This window comes from Streptomyces sp. NPDC019890, assembly GCF_044903445.1.
In the GTDB taxonomy this organism is placed as follows: Bacteria; Actinomycetota; Actinomycetes; order Streptomycetales; family Streptomycetaceae; genus Streptomyces.
Map to the genome: position 1 here is coordinate 279,466 of NZ_JBJDQK010000004.1, position 24,890 is coordinate 304,355.

Genomic DNA, 24,890 nt, shown 5'->3' on the forward strand with positions numbered 1-24,890 from the left:
GGCAACTCAAAGGCGCCGGGACAGCGTCTTCGAGTGTGGAACGTCAGTGTGAGCACAACCGCAAGCAGCACGTCGGAGGTTGGGCAGGCCGGGGGACAACGGCACAGCCGGGGAAGACGGGGAGAGCCGCAGTGACCACCGCTGAGCCGACACAGGCGGGCGCCACCAGCCCCGACACCGGGCTGCGAATACGGCCCCCCGTGCCCGGCCGCGCCGATCCCGGCCCGCTCGCCGACGTCCGCGACCGCCTGACCCGTCACCCCGTGCTCGTCGCGACCGCCCTCGCCGCGCTCACCCACCTGCTCTGGTTCTTCTTCTTCGCGAACAGCGGCGGCGACATCGCGGCCCAGGACGCCTGGGCCGAGTTCGTCGGCCGTCACCCGGACTCCGCGTACAACCTCGCCTGGTACGGCGGGATGCACCCGGTCTCGTACAGCGTCGTCTCGCCGTATCTGATGTCGCTGATCGGCGTCCGTTCGACGATGATGGTCGCCGGTACGGTCTCGGCCGCCCTGACCGCGCTGATCGTGGTCCGCGTCCGTGCCGTCCGTAACCCGCTGGCCTGCGCGCTCGCCGGTGTCTTCGCCTTCCTCTGCAACGCCCTGTCCGGCCGGGTGACCTTCGGCCTCGGCATGATGTTCGCGCTGGGCGCGGTCGCCGCGGTCTTCTGCTGGCCGCACCGTCTGAGGAGGAAACGCTGGGCGAAGGCGGCGGCCGCCGCCCCGCTCGCCGGCCTGGCCACCGCGTCGAGTCCGGTCGCCGGCCTCTTCCTCGGCGTCGTCGCGGCGGCACTCTTCCTGAACCGGCGCAGACCAGGCGCGTACGCCCTCGGCGTCGCCCCGGTCGTGGTCGTGGCACTGTCCGCCTGGCTCTTCCCGTTCTCCGGTACGCAGCCGATGTCGTTCTGGTCGACCTCGCTGCCGTTCCTCTTCGGGGTCTTCGTCCTCGTACTCGTACCGAACCAGTGGCGCACGGTCCGCACCGCCGCGGCGGTCTACACCCTTGGCACCCTGCTGACCTGGGCGATCGACTCCCAGATCGGCTCGAACGTCTCGCGGCTGCCCATGCTCTTCGCGGGTGTGGTGCTGCTGGCGGCACTGCCGTACACCGTGCCGAAGTCCCGTAAGTGGTACGCGCTCGTCATCGCCTTCGCCGGCCTGAACTTCTGGATCGGCTTCAAGGCCGTGGACGACATGGTGCGTACGGCTCCGGCCGCGTCCTGGAGCCGTGAGCTCGCGCCGCTGGTCAACCGGTTGCAGCAGCTGCGCGCCGAGCGTGGCCGGGTCGAGGTGGTCCCCGCCAGCAGCCACCGTGAGGCGTCCGCGCTCGCGCCGTACGTCAATCTGGCCCGCGGCTGGAACCGGCAGGCGGACATGAAGCGCAATCCGCTCTTCTACGACGACGACCAGACGCTGACCTCGGCGGGCTACCGCGACTGGCTGGACCGCTGGGCGGTCCACTATGTGGTGCTGCCGAAGGGTTCGCCCGACTCCAGCGGGGCCAAGCAGGAGGCGCGACTCGTCCGCGAGGGGCAGCCGTATCTGACGCGGGTCTGGGGCGACGTGAACTGGCAGCTGTTCGCGGTGAAGGACCCGATTCCGCTCGCCGACCCGCCGGCGACCGTGGCCCACGCGGGCGCGGGCGAGCTCACGATCGAGGTGAAGAAAGCGGGCCGGGTGCTGATCCGGGTGCCGTACTCGCCGTGGCTGAGCATCGTCGACCAGCAGGGCAAGAAGGTGAAGGGCCCGCAGGAGACGCAGGAGTCGAAGGAGCGCGAGGACGGGCCCAAGGCCTTCACCAATCTCCACGGCTGTCTGCTGAAGGCGGAGGAGGACACGGAGGGGGACGAGTGGACCGAACTGCTGGCGCCCGCGCCGGGGGTGTACCGGCTGGCGGCTCCGTACCAGCTGCCGCGTGGTACTCCGTGCCCGGATGAACTCCGCTGAACCGTTACCGGCGTTAACGCCTACCTCGGTCCCGGCTGCTGCTGCATAGTGGACAGGCTTGGCATACCGAGTAGTTGGTCTAGTGGTTCAGGTGTGGCATGGGATGCGAATGGTGCGTTAGTGGCAGTGCCCCGACAGCACGTCGGGCGGTGGCGACGTCGTGAAAGACGGGTCCCAGGGCGGCTTTTGGGTGAAGGGCGAGACGATTTCAGGACGTCTATCCCTTTTCTCCCGAACCGGAAAGATCATCCTGGCCGGGTGGGTTGTGCTGACCGTCCTTGCACTGGTCGTCTCGGCGATCACGCTGATCGGGGGTGAATCGAGCTCGGCGAACGCCTCCGACGACCCCGGCTCCGACTTCGACCCGGGCGACCTCGGCGGCCCGCCGCAGCGCATCGCCCCCACGGACGAGCCCGGCACCTCGCCGTCCGATTCCTCACCGCCGTACTCCGCCTGGGCGGGCCCCGGTTGCGCCGGCGGCGGCCTCTACCGCGAGACCGGCCGCTTCAGCGACGGCTTCGACGGCTGGTACAAGGTGAGCACGGGCGGGCACAAGGGGGACGGCTGCGACGGCAGCTTCACCTCGGTCCCGATGTCGGGCAGCGCGACCAAGGACGGCAACGGCAGGGCGACGTGGTCCTGGTATGTGGGCAGCGGCTATACGACCTGCTCGGTGGCGGTGGTCGTCCCCAAGCCCCCCCGCGACCAGGACGTGGCGGGCGATCCGACGACGTACCACGTCCTGGCGGACCCCGACGACGAGGACAGCACGATCAGGTCCTTCGAGGTCAACCAGACGTTGTTGCGCGGCCGCGGCCTGACCCTGGCGAAGATCCCGGTCCGCAACCAGCAGTTGGCGGTCCAGCTGGTCGACCGCGGCAAGGACTTCGGCGGTGGCCGCGAAGGGGCACACCACGCGGCGGCGCAGATGCGGGCGGAGTGCACTCCCTGACGCTGCGCGCCCCGACGCTGCGCGGCGGCAGCCGGCACCCCTAACGCTGCGCGGCGGCAGCCGGCACCCCTAACGCTGCGCGGCGGCCGCCTCGGCCTGCACGGCCTCGTCGCAGGTGCCGCACTTCAGCAGGTCCCACCTGGGCGCGTGCCAGGCGGTGGGATCGGGAGCGGTGTGCACGGCCTTCTCCATCCCGGCCGCCGTACGCCCGCACATGGTCCGGGCCTCTTCCCACCCCGTGCAGCCGGGATCGGGCCAGCGAACCGCATGCACGCGGACGGGCTGACGGATGTCGTGCCCGCTCGGCCCGAAGTGCTCGTGTTCCTCTGCTTGGTCCTGTATCGCTGTGGCGTACTGGCTCATGGGCAGACCCTAGGCCCGAAGTGGGCTCCGTAACCCCGGCTTTGCGCAAGGAGATCTCCCTCGCACAGGATGCCGTGCCCCTCCGGAGTACTCCGAACGGCTCCGCGTGATGTGTCCCTGGGGGTTCACTCCCTCCCGGGAGTGCGATGTTTCGGTGACTTCCCGTGTTGGATCGGAAGCGGAGAGTGGCTGGCGGGGCTAGCGTGACGTCAACCGTTGTGTGATCGTCGGGCCGCTCCGCGCTGTGCCGTGCCGAAGGAGCGGGCTGCCATGGCCGAAAAGGGTATGCCCATGCACTTCGTTTCCAGCCGCACTCGCCTCCGCAGGGCCGTCGTAGCGACGTGCGGGGCAGCGGCGCTGCTCGCTCCGTGCGCGATCGCCGGCTCCGGTGCCGCTGCCGCCGAGCCGAATCCCCCCGGGGGTGGCCACTCCCGTGAAGGCGCGGTCATCACTCTGACGACCGCCAAGGTGGGCGCGCCCGGCAATCCCTCGGTCGGCATTCTCCCGTTCACGGACGCCGTCTACGAGTCGTGCGCCGATGCCCCTCAGTCCTCGACCGAGTGTCTGACGGTCGGCGGCGTCAGTTACCCGTACGAGATCGGGAAGCTCGAGGTCACCGTCGCGCAGTGGGTGGCGTTCCTGAACACCGTCGATCCCGAGGGACGCAATCGCCTCGATCTCTATGACGACACCGAGAGCTCGTCGGCGTGGCCGAAGTACGGCCAGATCAACCTCTCCGCCCGGGCGGGCAACGGCCGCCACTACTCGGTGGCCTTTCCGGAATGGGCGAACAAGCCGTACGGTTTCGCGAACTTCCTGCGGGCCGCGCGCTTCGTCAACTCGCTCTACAACGGTCGGGTGATCTCCAGGCAGACCGGCCGCAACGGGGGCTTCAGCTACGTGACCTACCAGGTCAGACTGTCGGCACGGACCGACCGCGGGATGTACGACCTGGACCGGCGGAATGCGACCCGAGCCCATGATTCCGGCTTCGTCGTGCCGAGCCAGGACGAGTGGATCAAGGCGGCCTACTACGACCCGAGCGGCGGCGGCACCTTCTCCTACTGGAAGTACCCGACCAACCCGGGAGTCTTCGGCGACGGCGACGCGACCGCCCCGAACCCCACCGTCCTCAACCCCACGACCGGCGATGTCACCAACGCGGCGACCCAGCCACTGGCCTCGTTCCACGCCGCCAACCAGCCGGCCCCGAGCTGGTGCCCGGGCCAGCTGGATCCCGAGGCCTGCGCCACGGTCAACCCGATCGGGCTGGACCCCTTCATCTACGCCGACCTCTACGAAGGCAGCCTCAGCACGGTCGGCCGGGCGAGGACCACCTCGCCGTGGGGCACGCTCGACCAGGGCGGTAACGCGGTCGAATGGACCGACACGATCACGCCGCCCCCCTCCGGAGGGAACTCCGTGCGGGTCTGGCGGCGGCTGCACGGCGGAATCTCCAACGCCCCGGCCTACCAGCTGTGGCCCTCCGCGGTTGGACCGCAACCGCAGGACAACGTCTTCTACAACCACACGTATCCGTGGCTGGGCATCCGGATCGGGGTGATCGGGGACCTGAAGCTCGGCAAGTCCTGAGCCAGGACGGCGTGCAGCCGCTGCTGGAGCTTGTCGGTGTACACCCACTCGGCGAGGGCTGAGGAGTGGGCGGGCGGCCGCAAGTCGAAAGCCTTTCTGTCCTGTTGGGCAGGAGGGCTTCCGGTCTGCCGCGCCTTCCTGAGGGGCAGCCTCCCGGGAATGCCCCGCGATGCCGTTCTCAGGAACTCTCGACGAAGCGGACGGACCAGGCGTAGCCGCTCAAGCTGTCGTGTGGGACTCGCCGGACCTCTCTGACCTGGCAGCCGTCGTGCGCGTACTTGCGGGCGAACCGGTCGAGGCGCTGCGCCTCGGTGAGATCGTCCATGGACAGCGGTGCTCCGACGACGAGGTCTTCGTGAAGGACTGTCTCCGGCGAGGCATCGTCCGAGCAGGCCGGGCAATGATGCGTTTTGGGTAGGGGCATGGGATCAGTGTCCTCCTCACCTGGACGCCCCAACGTCCACAGCGCACTTGACCGCACCGCGCGGGCCCGCAGGTTCCGTCCGGTTGCCGCCGATCTGCCTCCCTTCTCGGGCGATTCCCTCGACAGGCAATCCGCGGGGAACGGACTTACGGTCGAGCAGTAACGCTGCACCGGGATGCGGGCCCTCTTCCGCCCGCTGATCCTCGTCACGAGACCAAACAGGAGACCACCCGCCATGGCCACAGCATCTGAAACCCCCGTACTGGACACCCTCGCCGCGATGACGGTCGACTCGGTTGAGCGGTGCGGGCTGACCCCGGACATGTTCATGCTCACCCGCATTGCGGCCCTCGCCGCCTCGGACGCTCCGCCGATCTCGTACGTCGCCAACATCGACCCCGCCATCCAGGCCGGCATGACCGCCGACCAGCTGCAGGATGTCCTGGTCGCCATCGCCCCCATCGTGGGCACAGCCCGGGTCATGACGGCAGCCGGCAACATCGCCAAGGCGCTCGGTGTCGCGATCGCGGTTGCCGACGCCGACGCCGAGGCCCAGGGCCGAGCGTAGAGACGCAGCCCAGGGACTGGAGCCACCAGCCGCGCCCGGCATCGACGATCGGCGCGGCCGACAGCTGAGAGGACATGGCGCCATCCCGTGCCCCGCTCGGACATCCCTGGTGGCTGCATCTCGGGAAGTGGGCTTTGTGGCGCGTGCGTGGCACGGCCGCGATCACGCGAAAGGGCCAGTTCGAGGGGATCAACCCGCTGAACTGGCCCTCGGTCGTGTGCCCCCGGCAGGATTCGAACCTGCGACACCCGCTTGAGGAGTTTTCCCCGGGCGAGTCTGTGACCTTCGGAAACGTCGGCTGTGGGGTGCCTGGCCTGGGAAAACACCCCTCAGCAGTTCTCACGTGTTTACGGGGTTTCCCAGCCTCATGTGTGCTGGATCCGTTCTGGCGGGGCTGCCCGAGAGACGGTCACCGGCCCGCCCTGAAAGGCAGATGCGGGAAGTCCTACCGCTCGTGCGGCGATTGGAAGCGGTGGGCGGCTTCCAGCCCGCGCACCTGCCGCTGGTAGTCCGGCGCGAGCTCGTCCACGGCCACGTCCTTCCGCCAGTGCGGCACCACCGGAGCGTCGCCGTGCAGCGGCTGATGCAGGCCGTCAGCGACACCTGACACGCCAAGCAGAAGGTCCTGACGTCCCGACCCGACCCATGCGTCCCACTGAACACCCGCGCCTGGACGTGCTCCAATGCGCCCTTTACGATCTGCGCAATATATGGCGATATCGCGGAGGGCTTTTCCGATGGTGCGGTCGGCTTCCTTGAGCGATGCACGTGTGCGCGCGGTGACCGAGGCGCTGAGGCCGTACGCGTGGCGGGGGCTAACCCCCGACATGGTCAGCCGTCTCGCGCTCGCTGCGATCAACGGACATGGAGCGGCCGACGGGGCACCGGTGACCCGCCATGACGTGCGGATCGGGGTACTCGTGGATGTCCTCGCGGGCTGCCGGTGGCGCTCGTTGACGGCCGGCGCCGTGAGCCGCCAGTTGGTGACCGCTCTGGACACGTGGCGCCACGAGAGCCAATGGCTTGAGATCGAGTTGCGCTGGCTGCTGGACGGAGACGGCTGAGCCACGCCGCAGTACCGTGCTGAGGCGTGGCTGAGGGGCGCCGCCTTACGTCTCGGGCTTGCCCAGGGGACCGAGCCTGCGGCGCACGGGGCTCTCGGGTACGGGTGTGCCCTCGCGCAGGTCGCGGGTGGCGGCCTCGGTCTTCTCGTACCAGCGGCCGTACCGCTCGGCGAGGGCCACGGCCGAGACGCCGTGCAGGAGGACGCTGAGGCCGACGGTGATCGCGACGACCCTGCCCAGCAGTTCCACTCCGGGGACATGTTCCTCCACCACGAGCAGCGCCAGTACGACGGAGGCGAGGCCGCGCGGCCCGAACCACCCGATGTACGCCACCGTGGGGGGCCGCAGTCCGCTCCCGGCGAGCGAGAGGGCCACCGGAAGCATCCTGACGACGGAGAGGCTGAGCACCGCGTACAGGAGGATCTGCCAGCTCAGGTGCTCCAGGGCAGGACCGAGCAGCACCGCCCCGAAGACCAGAAGGCTGATCGACGCCAGGAGTCCGCCAAGATTCTCGGCGAACTCGGCCGTGCGGTCCGGGTCCTCCTCCTCGACGCCGGCCCGGTATCGGCGCAGGGCGAACCCGAAGGCGAATCCGGCGACCCACGAGGCGATGAAGCCGCTGCCGTCCGTCACGACGGCGAGTTCGTATGAGGCGACTGCGACAGCCAGCAGGCAGACCTGCCGCCACTCCCGCGTGACCCATCCCCTGGCCCGGGACCATTGCAGCAGCCGGCCGCCGAGGCCACCGACCAGCAGACCCAGCGCGGTGCTCAGCACCAGGGCGCGCCAGAAGACACCCGCCACGCCCTCTTCCGCATAGTGCGTGCCCGGGATGGCTGCCAGGAACAGGACGAAGAAGGGCAGCACCATGCCGTCGTTCAGGCCGCTTTCGACGTTCAGCCCGTGACGTACGAGTGCCGGGACGCGGGGATGTGAGATGGCAGTCTTTCCGAGGGCGGCGTCGGTGGGGGCGAGGACGGCGCCGACGAGTGCGAGTTCCCACACCGTCAGCCCCGGCAGCAGAGGCCAGGCAAGCAGCCAGCCCGCCCCGATGCTCAGCGGCAGTCCGATGCCCAGGAGACGGCCGGGCAGGAAGCCGCCGGTCTGCAGGTCCCGTCTGCGGATCGTCATGGCATCGGTGAACAGGACGAGCGTCAGGGCGACTTCGAGAAGCGCGATGATCGGTGCGGGGTCGCGCTCCAGGTCGACGAGGTCGAGCACGGCCGGTCCGAGGAGGATCCCCGAGCCGACGAACACGATCGCCGACGACAGCGGCGTCGAGAACAGCCGGCGCGAGCACAGGGCGTACGTGGCGGTGACGCCCGCCATCGCCGCGCCGGCCCAGGCGCCACCGCTCATGTTCCGGCCCTCCGGATCCACTCGCCGAACATTCCGGCAGACTGTCGACTCCTGTGCCCCTGCGGCAGCCCCGTCCTTCCGCGTGTACGCGCCGATGGCCTCCTTCTACAGGTCGGCGAAGGACTGCGCGCTGAAGTCGACGAGAACACGCCGGGTGGTGCCGCCGGGCAGTGGAACGGCGGGGTGCACTCGCTCCGGACCAGCCGGCGGCTGTCACGGCCGAGCAAGGGGCCCTCACCCGCCGGGGCGACGACCTGGCCCCTCGTACGGCGCGGGCGCGGAGACGACGCGCTGCGTGTATGACGGGCAAGGACCTCATCCGTAGAGCAGGGGGGCACCGCCCCAGGCGGTTGACCACGTTTGGTCCGAACGGCCCACCTGGGTGGGCCGTCTCGCCGTGGAGCGGCGGAAATGGAGGCAGGCCGATCCCTCAGGAGCCCTGGAGTCCCCATGACCAGCCCGCACGAGCCGTCCGAGCCCGATGCCGCCCCCGAGGGGAACGCCGGTGACGCGGCGAAAAATGGGCGCAGGCACGGCTCGGCGGCCGCACGGATCACGCGGAACACCGTCTCGGCGGTGCTCATCGTGCTCACCTGCATCCTGGTGCCGGTCGCGCTGCTCACGGTGTGGGTGCACGACATCGCTCTGGACACCGACCGGTATGTGGCAACGGTCTCGCCGCTGGCCTCGGATCCGGCGATCGAGGACGCGGCGGTCAAGCGCATCACCCATGCCGCCGACGTACGGGTGAACGGCAGCCAGGCCGCCGCGGACATCGCCGCCTGGCTGCAGTCGCAGGGGCTGCCACCACGCGCCGCGCAGGCCGTGAAGGGGCTGGGCCCGCAAATCGACTCCGCGGTCAACGACACGGTCGAGAAGGTGGCCACCCGCTTCGTACAGAGCGACCGCTTCGAACGGATCTGGACGAACGCCAACCGGCGCGCCCACGCCGCGGTCGTGCACGCCCTCACCGGCGAGGGCCGTGGTGCCGTGGGGGTGGACGGCGGGACGGTCACCCTCGATGTCGGCGAAGCCGTCGACCAGGTCAAACAGGCGCTCGTGGATGCCGGGGTGTCCCCGGCGTCCAAGATCCCCGACGTCGACAAGCAGATGGTGCTCTTCCAGTCCGACCAGCTGGAGAAGATCCGCAAGGGCGCCCATCTGCTGGACGTGATCGGGAACTGGTTTCCCGTGATCGTCGTGGTGATCGGCGCGTGCGGTGTGCTGCTGGCTCACCGGCGCCGCCGTGCGCTGGCCCGTACGGCTCTCGGCGCGGCCTTCGCCTGCCTGGTCGTGGCCATCGTCCTGGTCATCGCCCGCCGCTACTACCTGGACCACCTCCCGCCCCAGGTTCAGTCGGAGGCCGCCGCGGCTGCCGTCTTCGACACGCTGGTGCACTTCCTGAGGGTCAGCCTGCGCACGGCGATCGTGCTCGGTCTGGTCATCGCGCTCGGCGCCTACCTGATCGGCCCCGGACGACTCCCGCGCGCCATCCGGGGCACATCCGAGCGCGCCGCGGACTCCACGGCACAGTGGGCCTACGCCCACCAGGTCCACACCGGCCGGGTGGGGACCTGGACCCAGGCCCACCGCCGGTGGATCGCCCTGGCCGCCCTGCTGATCGTGGCCCTGGTCTTCGCGCTCTGGAACCACCCGACGGCTCTGACCATCCTGCTCCTGGTCGTCATCCTGCTGGCCGTGCTCGCACTGCTCGCCCTCCTCGCTGCCACCGGCCGCGCCACGAACGACGCCGAGCGGATGGCACAGCGGCCGGAGGCCGGCGAGTGACGTCCTGTCACCCGAGTCACCCGCCCTTCGGGGCGCGCCCAGGACAGAGCGGATCCGCACCCCACGCGTGGGGGGACGGCTACTGGCGGGCCATGTGCATGCGCATCTCGCTCGGGGCGTCGACGATCAGGTCGCCGGACAGGTCGACGGTGACAGTGTGAAGGGTGCCGGTGAACCGGAACGGTGCCCGGTAGTCGGGGGTGACGGCCGATCCCGGGTTTGCGCCGCAGGCCATACCGCCTGGATTGAAGGCGATGGGGGTGGTGACGGGCATGTCGGTCTCGCCGACCAGGCGGCCGTCGATGTACAGCTGTGCCCGGCCGGGTGCACCCTTGCCGTGGGCGATGTCCGGCGCGCCGGTGGGCTCGAACTCGAAGCGCAGCGTGTGCCGTCCCTCGGGCACGGTTTCGCTCGAACCCACGTGGTACAGGGCCCGCTGGACGTAGTTGTGGGCGTAGTGCAGGTGGCCGTCCTTGACATAGAGCGACCAGCCGCCGGCGTTGGTGCCCTGGCAGAGCAGGACGCCCTCCGCTCCGCCGGGCGGGATCTCGACGTCGGCGGTGACGCTGTGCGGGCGATTGAGGACCCGGGGGGCCACCGCGGCCGGCAGGACTTGGGTGCCGGGGCGGAGGGTGTAGCTGGTCCGGTCCTCGGTGATTTGCGGGCGCTCGATCATCACGCGCTCAAACGCGCTGCCGTCGATCGGCAGCACGTTGTACTTGCCGGCCTCCACGTACCACAGGGCGATCATCTCGATCAGTTTGCTGCGGTGCTCTTCGGCCAGGTTCCTGGTCTCGGCGACGTCCTCGTCGACGTGGTACAGCTCCCAGTGGTGGGCGTCGAGGTCGTCCAGGTCCGCCATGGTGATCGGCGCGCCGAACGGTCGCTCGGCCTCGGCGAAGGAGGGTCCGGGCCAGGGGCAGACCGCCCGCCATCCGCTGTGGTCGATCGCCCGGTGGCCGAACATCTCGTAGTACTGGGTGCGGTGGCGACTCGCCACGGAGGCATCGTCGAAGGTGTGGGCGAAGCTGACCCCGTGCAGGGGCGACTGGGTCACGCCCCGGATGGTTGCGGGCGGTTCGACACCGAGCACCTCGAGGACGGTGGGCACCATGTCGATGACGTGCGCGAACTGGTCGCGGACCTCACCGCGGGCCCGGATACCGTCGGGCCAGTGGACGAGGAAGGGGTCGCTGACGCCGCCGCGGTAGGTCTCCCGCTTCCAGCGCCGGAAGGGGGTGTTGCCCGCCCAAGTCCAGCCCCAGGGGTAGTGGTTGAACGTCTTCGGGCCGCCCAGTTCGTCGATCCTGGCCAGGCTCTCCTCCAGCGACTCGGGGGCGTTGTTGAAGAACTGCAGCTCGTTGGTGGTACCGGTCACCCCGCCCTCGGCACTCGCTCCGTTGTCGGAGACCACCATGATCAGCGTGTTGTCGAACTCGCCGGTCTCCTTCAGGAAGTCCAGCAGCCGCCCGACGTGGTGATCCGTGTGGCTGAGGAACCCGGCATAGACCTCCATCATCCGCGCGGCCAGGCGCCGCGCGTCCGCGGACAGCGACTCCCACGCGGGCACGTCCGGATCGTGCGGGGACAACTGCGCGTCCGCCGGCACGACGCCGAGCTGCTTCTGCCGGTCGAAGGTGTGCTCGCGGTAGGCGTCCCAGCCGTCGTCGAACCGCCCCCAGTAAGGGTCCGCCCACTCCTTCGGCACATGGTGGGGGGCATGCGTCGCGCCGGGGCACAAGTGGAGGTAGAACGGCTTGTCCGGGGCGACCTGCTTGGCGTCGGCGATGAACGACATCGCCCGCTCGACCAGGTCCTCCGTCAGGTGGTAGCCCTCCTCCGGCGTCGCCGGCGGCTCGACCTGGTGGTTGTCGTACACCAGGTCCGGATACCACTGGCTGGAATCGCCGCCAAGGAACCCGTAGAACCGCTCGAAGCCCCGCCCCAGCGGCCACCGGTCGTAGGGCCCCGCGGCCGACTCCTGTTCCGAGGGCATCAGGTGCCACTTGCCGACCATGTACGTGTTGTAGCCGTGCTGCAGCAGCATCTCCGACAGGAACCCGTTCTCGGGCGGGATCTGCCCGTTGTAGCCGGGATAGCCAGTGGCCAGTTCCGTGATCGCCGCCATCCCGTTCGCGTGGTGGTTGCGGCCCGTCACGATGCACGAACGCGACGGCGAGCACAGCGCGGTGGTGTGCATGTTGCTGTACAGCAGCCCGCCCGCGGCCAGCGCATCCAGATTCGGCGTCTCGATCGGGCTCCCGTAACAGCCGAACTGCCCGTACCCGGTGTCGTCCAACACGATCATCAGCACGTTCGGTGCACCCGGTACCGCCCGCAACGGCTGCGGCCAAGCCGGGCTCGACTCGTCCGTCGTCCGCCCCACCACCCCTGGAAACCCCTGCCCCGGCCTGTACTCACTCCACGACGTCTGCGACATTCCGGCCTCCGTCCCACCAGTCGGCGCGAACACCGGTGATGTGCATGCGGCTGTCACAACAGAGCCCTGTCGCCGACAAGGGATCCCGATCGGATGGCCGGACAGGAGGCCCTGTCGCCGACCGTCGGCTGGGGTGAGCCCCGGCACTTCCACGCTAGGCCGCCACCGTCACCACGGCGACCGGGGGCGCGGTATCCGGTCCTCGCTGTGAGCGATGACCAGTACCACGGCGTGCTCGGGCACAGTGGCGGGCTGTCCGGCCAGGCGACGGGCGGCCGGAAGCTCAGCCCGCGCTCGGTCCGCAAGGCGTACGTCATCCTCAGCCAGGTCCTCGGCCACGCGGTCAAGTCCCGTCGACTGGGGGCCAATCCGGCTGTCGGAGTGCCCCTGCCAAAGGCGGTCCCGACCGACCACGTTTACCTCGACGACATGGAGGTCGAGGCGCTGGCCAACGCGGCAGGCGTCTACCGCGTGTTCATCCTGCTGCTGGCCTACACAGGTCTGCGCTGGGATGAGGCGTCCGCCTGAAGGTGGGACGGGTCGATCTGGACGCCTGCCGGGCGCACATCGTCGAGGCGTACGTCGAGGACAACGGCAAGCTCTACGTCGACACCCTCAAGAACCGCGAGCTTCGGTCCGTACCGATCCCGCGGTTCCTGGCCGAGACTGCGGGCCCGCAACTTCCGTCAGCGGTTCTTCGCGCCGGCGGTTGTAAAGGTCTGGGCTGGGGCACCTCAAGGTCACCCCGCACAAGCTGCGCCACACGGCGGCCTCGCTTCCCATCGCCAGCGGCGCGGACGTCAACGTCGTACAGACGATGCTGGGCCACAAGTCCGCGGCGCTGACCCTGGACACGTACGGGCACCTCTTCCCGGACCGCCTCGACGAGGTGTCCAAGAAGATGCACAAGCGGCGTTCCAAGCAGCCGGCCAAGGCGAAGGCCAAGCTGGAGAAGGCTGAGCGGATGGCTCGCGAGGCAGCCGAGGTGGTGGCCGCCCTGGAGGAAGGCGTCGCGTGATGTGTGCCTAATCCGTGCCGGGGAGCCGTAACCGAAGGGGCCGCCCCACCGCAACAGTGCGGTGGGACGGCCCCTTGCGACTCCCACTTGGCATCAGGTCAGCCGCGGCCGGCGGCCTTCCTCCCAGGCCCGGTCAATCGCAGCAGCGGCCGCATCCCCGGCCAGCCGCTTGATCTCCTCGGGCACCCCCCGCTCGTCGCGGACGAAGAGCCGGCCACCGACGATCTGGGTGGTTGTCATCCAGCCGAGACGACGCCCCGCTCCCCGGGCAGCACGCCGGACGTCCTCGAGATCGCCCATCTCCGCAAGATCGTCGCCGCTCAGGATCAGCTGCCCGTAGTAGCCCTTGTACTGCGGTTTGAGTGCGGCCCGCATCAGCGACTCAAGGCGGTCGGTCAACTTCTCGTACCGGCGCCGGGCCAGCTCGTCCTTTGATGGGCATCTCGCCACAGCTCCCCACGGCATGTGTGCCATATGTGTGCTGCAAGCGCAGGAGCCCCCCCGTCCGCTGGACGGGAGGGCTCCTGAACTGGTGTTTCTCTGTGCCCCCGGCAGGATTCGAACCTGCGACACCCGCTTTAGGAGTTCGATCGGGTGCGCCTCATAGAGCACTTGGCCGCGCATGGCCCGGCCGCTCACGACCGCCCAACGCCGTTCCTGTCTGCTGTCGTTGATGTCACCTGGTGAGGTCAGGTTGGACGGCCTCATGGAACGTGTTGAGGTCGAGCTGCTCACGGACGCTGGGAACAACGCTGTGGTGCGCCTGCCCGGTCGACGGTTCCCCGGTCTACTGATCCAGGGCGACTCGCTTTCCATCCTTCGCGGCGATGTCGCTGAGGTGGTGGAAGCCTTCGACCAGGGCGACGTAGACGCGGCCCGCGAAACCGCCGGCCTCCTCCTGGCCGACATCGACGCGCTGCTGACGCGCTACTCCGCTGCGCTGGACGCACATGAGATCGCTAGGCCGTACTGACGTCACGAGTAACCTGAGCTTGGCCATCCGCCGGGCGATCCGTTAACCCTGTCCGGAATCTCAGGGCACCTCGCAGTTCGCCTTCAGAAAAGCGCTGGCAGCTTGTCGGCTTTTTCCAGTGCTTCCTCGAGTGACCAGGTGGCATGGATCTGCGTGGTGGTCCACTGGATCAGCCTGCTCTGCATGATGAACTCCCGGACCGGCTCGATGTCCGGCGACTCGACCACCGCCACGATGACGTGATCGGGGCCGTACACCCTGACGGTTATGATCTCCACCCCCAGCTTCTGCGCCAGGGTGGGTAGCTCCTTGGATCCTTCCCGCATCAACTCGCGGGTCTGCGCATTGGAAGTAGGGCACAGATTCGGGGCGTGCTCGGACACGACGACGAATTGCATCGCGATTCCTCCTCCGTTATGTTGCCCTGTTTTTCCTGGTTTGTTACATCATCTCTCGGACGTGCACGGGCCGCGACTGACAGACGGCTGAAACCACGTGCTTCAGAGGCTCGGCTGGCCCTGCCTGCCGAGATAGCTCTTCTGGTCTATTTTGAGCGGCCCTCCCTCCCTTATCGGGCACGGATCGGGCACGGGCTAGTGCTTCTGCGCGATGGTGATGACCACGTCTGCTCGGACCGTGAACACCTTGTCGTTGTCCGCCTTGAAATCTATGAAGTCGCCTTTGACCTCGTACTCGTCAGCACTCACTTCATGCTGCTTTACGGGCGGAACACTCGGAACCCTGTATTCGACCTTGTAGGTGGCCATGGCGAACCTCCTAAGTCGATTGTCCCTCTGTGTGCACTTCGACCGCCCCAGCCCCGGAGGGTTTCCTACATACGGGCCGCAGTTGAGCTGCGGTCCCTTGCTGACGGCTGCGGGCGTGGCTCCTCGCGTCGTGATGGAGATCCTGGGCCACAGCCAGATCAGCATCACGATGGATGTCTACACGCACGTCGTCCAGGACACTCAGCGCGAGGCCATCAGCCACATGGACAGGCTGCTGAAACGCCGACGCTGATGTCAGACCTGGATGTCAAAGGCCACCTACCAAGATCGGTAGGTGGCCTTTTGGCTGGTGCCCCCGGCAGGATTCGAACCTGCGACACCCGCTTTAGGAGAGCGGTGCTCTATCCCCTGAGCTACGAAGGCGGAGGACCCCGGTGAGGTCCGGCGACCAGCCTAGCGGATACGGACTCCAACCTTGCAAGGTTTCCGTTCCTGCAGGTCAAGCCGTGGTCGGCGGTCGAGCATCCACCTGGCTTGCACGTGGTTTCCGCTCGCCCTTCCGCGCGACTTAGCGTGGACACATGCGCGGGGACCCGGTGACGCTGTTCCTCTGCGGCGACGTCATGCTCGGGCGCGGTGTCGATCAGATCCTTCCCCACCCCGGTGACGCGACCCTGTGGGAGCAGTACACCGCTGACGCCCGGTCCTATGTGGAGCTCGCGGAGGCCGCGAACGGGCCCGTCCCGCGACCCGTCGGGTACTCCTGGCCCTGGGGCGATGCCCTGGAGGTGCTCGATGAGGCCACGGTCGATGTCCGGGTGGTGAATCTGGAGACGAGCGTCACGCGGTGCGACGACTTCGCGGCGGGCAAGGCGGTGCACTACCGGATGCATCCGGCCAACCTGCCCTGCCTGGTCGCCGCCCGGCCCGACGTTTGTGTGCTCGCCAACAACCATGTGCTGGACTTCGGCCGCCGGGGGCTTCAGGAGACGCTCGACTCCCTGGCCGGCGCGGGTCTGCGGGCGGTGGGGGCTGGGCGGGACGTGGACGAGGCGCGGCGGCCCGCGGTGGTCGCCGTTCGCGGTGGTGCGCGGGTGCTGGTCTTCTCCTTCGGGATGGCGTCCAGCGGTATTCCGCGGAGCTGGGCCGCGGGTGAGGGCCTGGCCGGTGTCGACTTCGTGGCGGCGACGTCGGACGCCGCGGCAGCCTCGGTCGTCCGCCGGGTGCGGCGGGTGAAGCGACCGGGCGACGTGGCGGTCGCCTCCGTCCACTGGGGATCCAATTGGGGGTACGGAATCCCCAGAGGTCAGGTCCGTTTCGCGCATGCGCTGATCGACGGTGGTGTCGATGTCGTGCACGGGCACTCGTCGCACCATCCCCGCCCCCTGGAGCTGTACCGCGGAAAGCTCATCCTGTACGGCTGCGGCGACTTCATCGACGACTACGAAGGCATCAGCGGCTACGAGGAGTTCCGGGACGATCTGCGGCTGTTGTACTTCGTCTCGGTGGAGCCGGACACCGGCAGCACCGCCGGCGTACGGATGGCAGCAATGCAGTCCCGGCGGATGCGGCTCCGGCGCGCCTCGGGCGAAGACCGCGAGTGGCTGCGGGCGACGCTCGACCGGGTCAGCCGGGGCTTCGGGGTGCGCGTCGGACTGGAGGCCGACGGTGGGCTCTCCGTGGCCGGTACATGAACCTTGACGGGACCGGAAACGGGGAATAGCGTCCCGCTCGTACTGAGCAAGCGCTTAGAGAGGGCGACCGTGCCGCACCCCGATTCGCCCGCCCGCCGCGCGGACACCCCTGAAGCCGTCCTCACCGCCCCCGGCGCCCCGTTCGCCGTCGTCCGTGGGGAGGACGGCGGGCTGCTGTACGCCGACGGACCGCGCACCCTGCGGGAATTCGTCGAGGTCACATGGGCCTTCGGAGACCGGCCGTTTCTCCTCGCCGAGAGCCGGGCGTACAGCTATCGCGAGTTCTTCGCCGCCGCGTCCGCGCTCGCCCGGCGGCTCGTCGACGAGTACGGGCTGCGGCCGGGCGACCGGGCCGTCGTCGCCATGCGCAATCACCCGGAGTGGCAGATCGCCTTCTGGGCCATCCAGTTGGCGGGGCTGGTCGCCGTACCGCTCAATGCCTGGTGGACGGAGGGCGAGTTCGCGTACGCCCTCGACGACTGCACCCCGAGGGTGCTGCTCGTCGACGGGGAGCGGCTGCCGCGCATCGACGACTGGCGCAGGCGCCACGGCGTCCCTGTCGTCGTGTTTCATCACGAGGGTGAGCCCGGCGAGGGGGTGGAGCGGTACGAGGACTTCGAGGCCCCGGATCCGATGGCCGCGCCCCCCGACGTAGAGGTGCGCGCCGAGGACGACGCCACCATCATGTATACGTCCGGGACCACCGGGCGGCCCAAGGGCGCCGTCGCCACCCAGCTCGCGCAGGCCGGGGCCGCGCTCAATCCGCGGTATCACGCCGCCGCTGCGGCCCTCGCGCGCAGGGTGATACCGGGTCAGGGGCCCGCGCCGGTGGCGCTGATGACGTTCCCGTTCTTCCATGTGGCCGCGTTCACCACGCTGTACGCGACGATGGCCGCCGGCGGGACGCTCGTACTGATGCGGAAGTGGAACGCCGAGCGGGCCCTCGCGCTCATCGAGCGGCACCGCGTCACGCAATACTCCGGCGTGCCGACCACCGCGCTCCAGCTGCTGGACGCCGCAGAGCGGACCGGGACGCACATGGAGTCGCTCACGCACCTCAACACGGGTGGAGCCGCCGCGCCGCCCGATCTCGTGGCGCGGCTCACGGCCCGGTACGGAGAGCGGATCGAGCCGCGCAATGGCTACGGTCTCACCGAGACCAGCGGCGGCGTGCTCGCCAACTTCGGGGCCGGGTACCGGGAGAACCCGGGCAGCGTGGGCCGGGCCACCCCGGCCACCGAGGTGCGGATCGCCGGGCCGGACGGCGAGGCGCTGCCCGATGGAGAGGTCGGGGAGCTGTGGCTGCGCGGGCAGTCCCTGGTCCGCGGTTACTGGCGCGACGAGAAGGCAACCGCCGCCGCCTTCCACGACGGCTGGTTCAGGACCGGCGACCTCGCGACCCGGCGCGAGGGCTGTGTGACCATCGTCGACCGGCTCAAGGACATGGTCATCCGCGGCGGTGAGAACGTGTACTGCGTCGAGGTGGAGGCCGTCCTGCACGCCCACACGGACGTCGTGGACGCCGCCGTACTCGGTGTGCCGCACCAGGAGCTCGGGGAGGAGGTCGCGGCCGTCGTGCAGCTGCGCCCGGGGGCCACCGTCACCGTGGACGAGCTGCGGGCCCATGTCGGCAGCACTCTCGCGGCATTCAAGGTGCCCGCCCATGTCCTCGTACGGGACGAGCCCATGCCCCGTAATCCGACCGGGAAGATCCTCAAGCGGGAGCTGCGGGGCCCCGTACAGGAGAGGGTCAGGAACGCGTGACGCGCACCCGGAAGGTGCCGCCCTTGCCCTCGCGGATCACCGCGATCCGTATGCCGTTCTTCCGGTCGACGAAGGACTGCCCCGGTCGGTACGGCGCGTCCGACAGCTCCGCGTGCACGTTGGGGCGGCGGGTGCACCCCCCGCTGCCCCGGTTGCTGTCCGAGACCGTCACCGGACCCTGCCCGGTGTCCACGTCGGACTTCACCCGGTAGATCAGCACGCCCGGTTCGCACACGGCCTCGTCGTTGCCCGCGCGCGTGCGCACTTCGACCGCGTACCCCATGTCCGTCGTCAGCGGCACGATCGCCATCTTCGCGCCACCCGCGACGGCCAGCGGCGTCAGCACGTACTCCGTGGTGCCCGGCGCGGACGCACAGCCGATCTGGTCGGCGTCCAGCCAGCCCAGCTTCCATTTGTGCCAGCCCAGCAGGTCGTTGTTGGCGCCCCAGTCCTCGGACATGATGTCCCAGTGGCCGACCGCGCCTCCGCCCTCGGCGGTGTAGAGGTCGGGCAGACCGAAGACATGGCCGTTCTCGTGGGGCAGTACGCGATAGCCCGTCTCGGAGTATGACCCGGAACCGTCGTCCTGACGGCTGTAGACGAAGGACGTGTTGGCCAGCGGCACGCCGTCCGCCAGCGGGGCGTCGTCGTTGCCGGAGAAGGTCACCGAGAGCACGGTGTCCAGCGCCGAGGGACCCGCGTTGGGCGTGACCAGGATGTTGACCAGGTCGTACGCGCTGAAGTCCACCTTCGCGTCGGCCGTGGCCGCGATGTCCTGGACGAGCCGCCGGTAGCCCGGTTCATAGGGAGAGCCGCGCTCTATTCCGTACGCGGAAAACGGCATCGGCATCCGCAGCCAGTCGGTGATCGGGGCATGCGCGCGGTAGCTGAGGCGTCCGTAGGAACTTGTCCGGAACCAGTCCGCGGTCTGCGGGAAGAACTCCGCGAGCCGGTCGAGCGCCCGCCCGGTACCCGGCGCGTCCGGGAAGTCGATCATCAGGTTGAGGGCGCGGATCTCGCCGGTGGAGCGCGAGTAGCCGGGCGGCGTCGGCATGCCCTCCGACATCTGGACACCCAGCGTCGATGCGATACGGCACGGCCCGAGCCCGGTTTCGTCGAGGGCCACCGGTCCGGCCGAGGAACGGGTGGAGGCGGGGAGAGTGCCGCTCGCCGTCGTGAGGGCGGCGAGCGGGAGAGCTGCGAGGGCGGCGAGTGAGGCGATCCGGCGGGACCTGGAGCTGCTGCGTATCCGGTGGCGCGTCGGCTGCGGTGACTCCATGCACCCGCCTTCGGTCCGCGGCAGCAGGCTGTGCCCTGGCTGCACTCTGTGCGATCAGCCTGTGACGGGTGGCGACGGGGCGCGCGCCGGGGTGGGCCGGTCGTGGGTTTTTCGGACCGATATGTGTGATGCAGATCACAACCAGCGGAGGAAATAACCGGGGATCGTTTCCCCGTTTGCATAGTCGCTGCGGCGAAACGGGGAAACCGTCCCCGATACGCCGGACAAACCCGTTCGTGCGGGATGCGACGGGATACGAGAGGACGTGGAGTCGTGAGCACCGCTGCCGCCCCCGAAGCGCGCCGCGCCCCCCGGCCGCGGGCCGACGCCCTGCGGAACCGGGAGCGCATCGTGACGGCCGCGCGCGAGATGTTCGTGGAGTTCGGGCCCGACGTCCCGCTCGACGAGATCGCGCGCCGCGCGGGTGTCGGGAACGCCACGCTCTACCGCCACTTCCCGGAGCGCGCCGAGCTCATCCGCGAGGTCGTCCTCTCCGTGATGTCCCGTACCTGCGCACAGGCGGAGCAGGCGGCGGCCGAGGAGGCCGACCCCTACACCGCCGTGCGCCGCTTCGTCCACGCCGCGGCCGACGAGCGGATCGGGGCGATGTGCCCGATGCTCTCCAGCGACTTCGACAGGGACCACCCCGAAATGCTCGCCGGCCTCGACCGTCTCGAAGGGGTCGTGCAGGGCCTCGTGGACCGGGCGCAGTCGGCCGGCCGGATGCGCGACGACGTCGGCATCGGCGATCTGCTCGTCGCCCTCTCCCAGCTCACCCGGCCGCTGCCGGGCACCGCGTGCCTGGACATCGACCGGTTCACACACCGCCATCTGGAGCTGTTCCTGGACGGCCTCGAAGCGCCCGCGCGCTCCGAACTGCCGGGCTCGGCCGCGACCCTGGAAGACATGCGCACCGATTAATTCAGTTGGATTCGCAGGTCCTCCCTGACAACTCTTTGACAGCGACTGCTCGAAGACGAACCACGATTCGTCGACCACGATTCGTTGACCACGAACTCCTGACCGCCAACTCCTGACCACGACTCTCTGCCCCGTCCGCTGTGACCTCTCCGCACCCCTAGGTGGCTACTCCCATGTCAAAAACAGCTGATAACCCCGATATATCGCTTCCGGACCCCAGTCGCTGGAAGGCCCTGGTCTTCATCGCCCTGGCCCAGCTGATGGTGGTGCTGGACGCGACGATCGTGAACATCGCGCTCCCGCACGCCCAGTTGGACCTGGGCATCTCCGACGGGAACAAGCAGTGGGTCATCACGGCCTACGCCCTGGCCTTCGGTGGACTCCTGCTCTTCGGCGGGCGCATCGCCGACCTGTGGGGCCGTAAGCGCACCTTCGTCGTCGGACTGCTCGGCTTCGCGGCCGCTTCGGCGCTCGGTGGCGCCGCCACGGGTGAGGCGATGATGTTCGGCTCCCGGGCCCTGCAGGGTGCCTTCGGTGCGCTTCTCGCGCCGGCCGCGCTCTCGCTGCTCGCGGTGATGTTCACCGACGCCAAGGAGCGCGCCAAGGCCTTCGGCATCTACGGCGCGATCGCCGGTGGTGGCGGCGCCGTGGGCCTGATCCTCGGCGGTGTCCTGACCGAGTACCTCAACTGGCGCTGGACGTTCTTCGTCAACATCCCGTTCGCGATCATCGCGGCTGCGGGTGCGTACTTCGTCATCCGTGAGCCGGCCGGCACCCGCAACCGCTCCACGCTCGACATCCCCGGCGTGGTCCTGTCCACCCTGGGCCTGGTCACGCTCGTCTACGGCTTCACGCGCGCCGAGTCCGCCGGCTGGTCCGACGGTCTGACCGTGAGCATGTTCATCGCATCCGCGGTGCTGCTCGCCGGATTCGTCTTCACCGAGTCCAAGGTCAAGTCGCCGCTGCTGCCGCTGCGCGTCCTGACCGAGCGCAACCGCGGCGGTGTCTATCTGTCGCTGGGCCTCGCAATCATCGCGATGTTCGGGCTCTTCCTCTTCCTCACCTTCTACCTGCAGATCGTGAAGGACTACTCGCCGGTCATGACCGGCTTCGCCTTCCTCCCGATGATCGCGGGCATGATCACCGGCTCGACGCAGATCGGCGCCCGGCTGATGACCCGGGTCGCGCCGCGGCTGCTGATGGGTCCGGGCTTCCTGGTCGCCGGTACCGGCATGCTGATGCTGACCCAGCTGGAGATCGGGAGCTCGTACGTCGGCCTGATCCTGCCGGCGCAGGTGCTGCTGGGTCTGGGCATGGGTACGGCCTTCATGCCCGCCATGTCGCTGGCCACGCACGGCGTGCGTCCCGAGGACGCCGGTGTGGCGTCCGCGATGGTCAACACCTCGCAGCAGGTCGGCGGTGCCATCGGTACGGCGTTGCTGAACACCATCGCCGCTTCGGCCACGACCGCGTACATCACCTCGCACGCGGCGGGAGCCACCAACCAGAAGCTGCTCCAGGCGCAGGCCATGGTGCACGGCTACTCGAACGCCATCTGGTGGGCGGTCGGCATTCTCGTGACCGCCGCGACGATCGCGTTCACACTGATCAATACCGGGCGTCCGGAGGCCGGTTCGGTCACCGCCGCCTCGGGTGACGGTGTCGAGGACGAGGTCAAGATCCCCGTCGTCGCACACTGACGAACGCCGCGTCGCACACTGAGGTGCGTGAGGTCTGCTGAGAGGTCATTGAGCGGACAGGGCCCCGCCCGGGGAGAAACGCTGAACCCGGGCGGGGCCCTTCGCGTGCCGTGCAACGACCAGGGGTAGCGCCGGCAGGGTCAGCGCAGCCAGGGGTAGCGCCGGCAGGGTCAGCGCAGCAAGGATCAGCGGAGCCAGGGCAGGTCCGCGCCCGAGTCCTGCGGCTGGAGCCCCTCGGCCAGGATCCGCATGATCTCGCCGAGCTGTCCGACCTGCTCGGCCGTGAGCCGGTCGAACATCGCCTGGCGTACCGCCTCGACATGACCGGGAGCCGTGTGCTCCAGGACCTTGAAGCCTTCGTCCGTCAGCACCGCGTTCTGCCCGCGCTTGTCGGAGGGACAGTCCTCGCGGCGCACCCAGCCGTTCTTCTCCAGCCGTGCGACGGCGTGCGAGAGCCGGGACCGGGTGATCTTGGCGTCGATGGCCAGTTCCGTCATCCGCATGCGGCGGCGCGGGGCCTGGGAGAGCTGGACGAGCAGGCCGTAGTAGATGTGCGGCATCCCGGCGTCGCGCTGCAGCTGGCGGTCGAGGTGGTCCTCGAGGAGGGTGGTGGCGTGCAGATAGGCGCGCCACGCGCGCTGTTCGTCCTCGCTGAGCCAGCGCGGCTCGCGCTCGCTCCCGCCGGTGGATGCCGTATTCATGTATCCCACTCTACGACCTATTCTTGAAAGTTGAACTATATGGAGTTAGGGTCAATATCAGCTTGAAAGTTCAAGTAGATCGGGAGCCGTCATGAATGCCACCTCAGCCGCGGAGCGCATGCCCGCCCTCTATCTCTCCCATGGCGCCCCGCCCCTCGCCGACGACCCCGTCTGGCCCGGCGAGCTCGCCGCCTGGTCCGCGGACCTGCCGCGCCCCCGCGCGATCCTGATGGTCTCCGCCCACTGGGAGGAGGCCCCGCTCGCGATCGGCGCCACCGAGCCCATGCCTCTGGTGTACGACTTCTGGGGCTTCCCCGAGCACTACTACCAGGTACGGTACGACGCGCCCGGTGCGCCCGAACTCGCCGAGTCCGTACGGAAGTTGCTGGGCCGCACCGGTACGCCGGTGCAGGATGTCCCGGACCGCGGCCTCGACCACGGTGCGTATGTCCCGCTGGTGGAGATGTTCCCGGGTGCCGACATCCCCGTACTGCAGATCTCCATGCCCACGCTCGACCCGCAGAAGCTGATGGAGATCGGGCGCAGGCTCGCGCCGCTGCGGGACGAGGGCGTGCTGATCGTCGGCAGCGGCTTCTTCACGCACAACCTGGCCGCGCTGCGGCATCAGGGGACTCCCGGCTGGTCGGCGGAGTTCGACGACTGGGGGCGGCGGGCGCTTGCGGCGGCGGATGTGGACGCGCTGCTGGACTTCGAGAACAAGGCCCCGGCCGGACGGCTGGCTCATCCGCGGACCGAGCACTTCGCGCCGCTGTTCGTCACGCTGGGAGCGTCTGCGGACGAGCTCAAGAGCGGGCGGAGTGTGATCGACGGTTTCTGGATGGGCCTGGCGAAGCGTTCCCTTCAATTCGGCTAGCGGGAGGGGCTGTTGAGCCCGCTCGGCGCGGGGATCGGCGCGGGTTGAGCGCGCCGTGGTGGCGCCGTGGTGGTGCCGTGGTGGTGCCGTGACGGGCTTGCGGATCGGCTTGATGATCAGTGCGCCTGGGCCCCGGGGCCCAGCTTCTTCTCGTACCAGGCGACGTCCCAGTACTGGCCGAACTTCCTGCCCACTTCTTCGTACGTGCCGATGTGGCGGAAGCCGAAGCGGGCATGCAGCCGGGCCGAGGCCTCGTTCGGCTGGGCGATCCCGGCGTAGGCGCGGTGGAGGTCCTCGCCCTCCAGCGCCTCGAACAGTGCCTTGTAAAGCAGCGTGCCGATGCCGCGGCCCGCGGCTTCGGGCGCGCAGTAGACGCTGACCTCGACGGAGGTGGAGTACGCGGGCTTTGGCCGGAACGGGCTGCTCGTCGCGTAGCCCAGAATCCCGGCGCTCGGGGATGTGTCCACAAAACGGACATCCTGAGCAACCAGAAGGCGGTGTGGGCCGTCTTCAGGGTAGGAGTGCAGCCATGGTCGGCGCTGCTCGGGCGTGAAGGCGGAGGTGTCGAATGTGATGGCCGTCTCGCGCACGTAGTGGTTGTAGAGCTGCGTGAGGGCCTCGAGATCGGCCTCCGTGCCCGCTCTGACCTGCACATCTGTGTGTTCCTGCGGCACTCTTCCTCCCCTGTGGCCGGACAGGGTACTGCAAGATCACGAAAATCGTTGGACCGCGCGGGAATTC

The 24,890-nt window shown here is 69.0% G+C and carries 24 protein-coding genes, 1 tRNA gene and 1 pseudogene; 15 read left to right on the forward strand and 11 right to left on the reverse strand.

Going from position 1 to position 24,890, the window contains the following annotated elements; all coding sequences use genetic code 11:
* The first annotated feature begins 131 nt into the window (after positions 1 to 131).
* Together ACI2LP_RS13595 and ACI2LP_RS13600 are read left to right on the forward strand one after the other, a co-directional pair.
* Positions 132 to 1,946 carry an MFS transporter gene (locus ACI2LP_RS13595; RefSeq protein WP_404724694.1) on the forward strand — a complete coding sequence of 605 codons (1,815 nt, stop codon included), beginning with the start codon at positions 132 to 134 and terminating at the stop codon, positions 1,944 to 1,946.
* Between the two features lie 265 nt (positions 1,947 to 2,211).
* Positions 2,212 to 2,898, forward strand: coding sequence for an adhesin (locus ACI2LP_RS13600; RefSeq protein ID WP_404724695.1), 687 nt, complete (start codon positions 2,212 to 2,214; stop codon positions 2,896 to 2,898).
* Positions 2,899 to 2,967: 69 nt separating this feature from the next.
* Here ACI2LP_RS13600 and ACI2LP_RS13605 read toward each other — a convergent pair whose 3' ends face one another.
* On the reverse strand, positions 2,968 to 3,261 hold the full coding sequence (locus tag ACI2LP_RS13605) for a hypothetical protein (RefSeq protein WP_404724696.1): 294 nt from the start codon (positions 3,259 to 3,261) through the stop codon (positions 2,968 to 2,970).
* Between the two features lie 270 nt (positions 3,262 to 3,531).
* On the opposite strand from ACI2LP_RS13605, the gene ACI2LP_RS13610 reads away from it, so the two are divergent.
* Positions 3,532 to 4,854, forward strand: coding sequence for a hypothetical protein (locus tag ACI2LP_RS13610; protein WP_404724697.1), 1,323 nt, complete (start codon positions 3,532 to 3,534; stop codon positions 4,852 to 4,854).
* Between the two features lie 178 nt (positions 4,855 to 5,032).
* On the opposite strand, the gene ACI2LP_RS13615 is transcribed toward ACI2LP_RS13610, so the two are convergent.
* Positions 5,033 to 5,278: a hypothetical protein gene (locus ACI2LP_RS13615; RefSeq protein ID WP_404724698.1), complete on the reverse strand. Its 246-nt coding sequence runs from the start codon at positions 5,276 to 5,278 to the stop codon at positions 5,033 to 5,035.
* A 235-nt stretch (positions 5,279 to 5,513) separates the two neighbouring features.
* Between ACI2LP_RS13615 and ACI2LP_RS13620 the strand changes: the two genes are divergently transcribed.
* The gene (locus ACI2LP_RS13620) at positions 5,514 to 5,846 is read left to right on the forward strand and encodes a carboxymuconolactone decarboxylase family protein (RefSeq protein WP_404724699.1); all 333 of its coding nucleotides are present in this window, start codon (positions 5,514 to 5,516) and stop codon (positions 5,844 to 5,846) included.
* A gap of 445 nt (positions 5,847 to 6,291) precedes the next feature.
* Here ACI2LP_RS13620 and ACI2LP_RS13625 read toward each other — a convergent pair whose 3' ends face one another.
* Positions 6,292 to 6,456, reverse strand: a complete 165-nt coding sequence (locus ACI2LP_RS13625; protein ID WP_404724700.1) for a hypothetical protein — start codon at positions 6,454 to 6,456, stop codon at positions 6,292 to 6,294.
* Between the two features lie 145 nt (positions 6,457 to 6,601).
* On the opposite strand from ACI2LP_RS13625, the gene ACI2LP_RS13630 reads away from it, so the two are divergent.
* Positions 6,602 to 6,910 (forward strand): hypothetical protein, encoded by a 309-nt coding sequence (locus tag ACI2LP_RS13630; protein WP_404724701.1) that lies wholly within the window; start codon positions 6,602 to 6,604, stop codon positions 6,908 to 6,910.
* Between the two features lie 45 nt (positions 6,911 to 6,955).
* Here the strand turns inward: ACI2LP_RS13630 and ACI2LP_RS13635 are convergent, their stop codons facing one another.
* Positions 6,956 to 8,269 carry a cation:proton antiporter gene (locus ACI2LP_RS13635; RefSeq protein ID WP_404724702.1) on the reverse strand — a complete coding sequence of 438 codons (1,314 nt, stop codon included), beginning with the start codon at positions 8,267 to 8,269 and terminating at the stop codon, positions 6,956 to 6,958.
* A 450-nt stretch (positions 8,270 to 8,719) separates the two neighbouring features.
* On the opposite strand from ACI2LP_RS13635, the gene ACI2LP_RS13640 reads away from it, so the two are divergent.
* Positions 8,720 to 10,057 carry a hypothetical protein gene (locus tag ACI2LP_RS13640; RefSeq protein ID WP_404724703.1) on the forward strand — a complete coding sequence of 446 codons (1,338 nt, stop codon included), beginning with the start codon at positions 8,720 to 8,722 and terminating at the stop codon, positions 10,055 to 10,057.
* Between the two features lie 79 nt (positions 10,058 to 10,136).
* On the opposite strand, the gene ACI2LP_RS13645 is transcribed toward ACI2LP_RS13640, so the two are convergent.
* Positions 10,137 to 12,365, reverse strand: coding sequence for an arylsulfatase (locus tag ACI2LP_RS13645; protein WP_404724930.1), 2,229 nt, complete (start codon positions 12,363 to 12,365; stop codon positions 10,137 to 10,139).
* Between the two features lie 339 nt (positions 12,366 to 12,704).
* Here ACI2LP_RS13645 and ACI2LP_RS13650 point away from each other — a divergent pair, with 339 nt between their 5' ends.
* The gene (locus tag ACI2LP_RS13650) at positions 12,705 to 13,025 is read left to right on the forward strand and encodes a hypothetical protein (RefSeq protein ID WP_404724704.1); all 321 of its coding nucleotides are present in this window, start codon (positions 12,705 to 12,707) and stop codon (positions 13,023 to 13,025) included.
* Positions 13,026 to 13,314: 289 nt separating this feature from the next.
* A complete protein-coding gene (locus ACI2LP_RS13655; RefSeq protein WP_404724705.1) occupies positions 13,315 to 13,515 on the forward strand; it encodes a hypothetical protein in 201 nt (66 codons plus the stop codon).
* Between the two features lie 93 nt (positions 13,516 to 13,608).
* Here ACI2LP_RS13655 and ACI2LP_RS13660 read toward each other — a convergent pair whose 3' ends face one another.
* A complete protein-coding gene (locus ACI2LP_RS13660; RefSeq protein WP_404724706.1) occupies positions 13,609 to 13,965 on the reverse strand; it encodes a hypothetical protein in 357 nt (118 codons plus the stop codon).
* Between the two features lie 256 nt (positions 13,966 to 14,221).
* Here ACI2LP_RS13660 and ACI2LP_RS13665 point away from each other — a divergent pair, with 256 nt between their 5' ends.
* Positions 14,222 to 14,488, forward strand: a complete 267-nt coding sequence (locus ACI2LP_RS13665; RefSeq protein ID WP_404724707.1) for a DUF6959 family protein — start codon at positions 14,222 to 14,224, stop codon at positions 14,486 to 14,488.
* Positions 14,489 to 14,571: 83 nt separating this feature from the next.
* Here ACI2LP_RS13665 and ACI2LP_RS13670 read toward each other — a convergent pair whose 3' ends face one another.
* Positions 14,572 to 14,886, reverse strand: coding sequence for a hypothetical protein (locus ACI2LP_RS13670; RefSeq protein ID WP_324984675.1), 315 nt, complete (start codon positions 14,884 to 14,886; stop codon positions 14,572 to 14,574).
* A 457-nt stretch (positions 14,887 to 15,343) separates the two neighbouring features.
* On the opposite strand from ACI2LP_RS13670, the pseudogene ACI2LP_RS13675 reads away from it, so the two are divergent.
* Positions 15,344 to 15,508 (forward strand): annotated as a pseudogene (locus ACI2LP_RS13675) (site-specific integrase); the annotation flags it as partial.
* A gap of 55 nt (positions 15,509 to 15,563) precedes the next feature.
* Here ACI2LP_RS13675 and ACI2LP_RS13680 read toward each other — a convergent pair.
* Positions 15,564 to 15,639, reverse strand: a tRNA-Arg gene (locus tag ACI2LP_RS13680).
* 158 nt (positions 15,640 to 15,797) lie between these two features.
* Between ACI2LP_RS13680 and ACI2LP_RS13685 the strand changes: the two genes are divergently transcribed.
* Positions 15,798 to 16,910 carry a CapA family protein gene (locus tag ACI2LP_RS13685; protein WP_404724708.1) on the forward strand — a complete coding sequence of 371 codons (1,113 nt, stop codon included), beginning with the start codon at positions 15,798 to 15,800 and terminating at the stop codon, positions 16,908 to 16,910.
* Positions 16,911 to 16,979: 69 nt separating this feature from the next.
* Positions 16,980 to 18,674 (forward strand): class I adenylate-forming enzyme family protein, encoded by a 1,695-nt coding sequence (locus ACI2LP_RS13690; protein WP_404724709.1) that lies wholly within the window; start codon positions 16,980 to 16,982, stop codon positions 18,672 to 18,674.
* On the opposite strand, the gene ACI2LP_RS13695 is transcribed toward ACI2LP_RS13690, so the two are convergent.
* Entirely contained in the window at positions 18,661 to 19,953 is a 1,293-nt protein-coding gene (locus ACI2LP_RS13695; RefSeq protein WP_404724710.1) for a M6 family metalloprotease domain-containing protein, read from the reverse strand. The two genes, ACI2LP_RS13690 and ACI2LP_RS13695, sit on opposite strands and share 14 nt — an antisense overlap.
* A 273-nt stretch (positions 19,954 to 20,226) precedes the next feature.
* Between ACI2LP_RS13695 and ACI2LP_RS13700 the strand changes: the two genes are divergently transcribed.
* Both ACI2LP_RS13700 and ACI2LP_RS13705 read left to right on the forward strand, forming a co-directional pair.
* Positions 20,227 to 20,874: a TetR/AcrR family transcriptional regulator gene (locus ACI2LP_RS13700; RefSeq protein ID WP_404724711.1), complete on the forward strand. Its 648-nt coding sequence runs from the start codon at positions 20,227 to 20,229 to the stop codon at positions 20,872 to 20,874.
* A gap of 173 nt (positions 20,875 to 21,047) precedes the next feature.
* The gene (locus ACI2LP_RS13705; protein WP_404724712.1) at positions 21,048 to 22,574 is read left to right on the forward strand and encodes an MFS transporter; all 1,527 of its coding nucleotides are present in this window, start codon (positions 21,048 to 21,050) and stop codon (positions 22,572 to 22,574) included.
* A 185-nt stretch (positions 22,575 to 22,759) separates the two neighbouring features.
* Here ACI2LP_RS13705 and ACI2LP_RS13710 read toward each other — a convergent pair whose 3' ends face one another.
* Entirely contained in the window at positions 22,760 to 23,284 is a 525-nt protein-coding gene (locus ACI2LP_RS13710; RefSeq protein WP_404724713.1) for a MarR family winged helix-turn-helix transcriptional regulator, read from the reverse strand.
* 82 nt (positions 23,285 to 23,366) lie between these two features.
* Between ACI2LP_RS13710 and ACI2LP_RS13715 the strand changes: the two genes are divergently transcribed.
* Positions 23,367 to 24,149 carry a dioxygenase gene (locus ACI2LP_RS13715; RefSeq protein WP_404724714.1) on the forward strand — a complete coding sequence of 261 codons (783 nt, stop codon included), beginning with the start codon at positions 23,367 to 23,369 and terminating at the stop codon, positions 24,147 to 24,149.
* Positions 24,150 to 24,265: 116 nt separating this feature from the next.
* Here the strand turns inward: ACI2LP_RS13715 and ACI2LP_RS13720 are convergent, their stop codons facing one another.
* The gene (locus ACI2LP_RS13720; RefSeq protein WP_404724715.1) at positions 24,266 to 24,823 is read right to left on the reverse strand and encodes a GNAT family N-acetyltransferase; all 558 of its coding nucleotides are present in this window, start codon (positions 24,821 to 24,823) and stop codon (positions 24,266 to 24,268) included.
* Positions 24,824 to 24,890 lie beyond the last annotated feature (67 nt).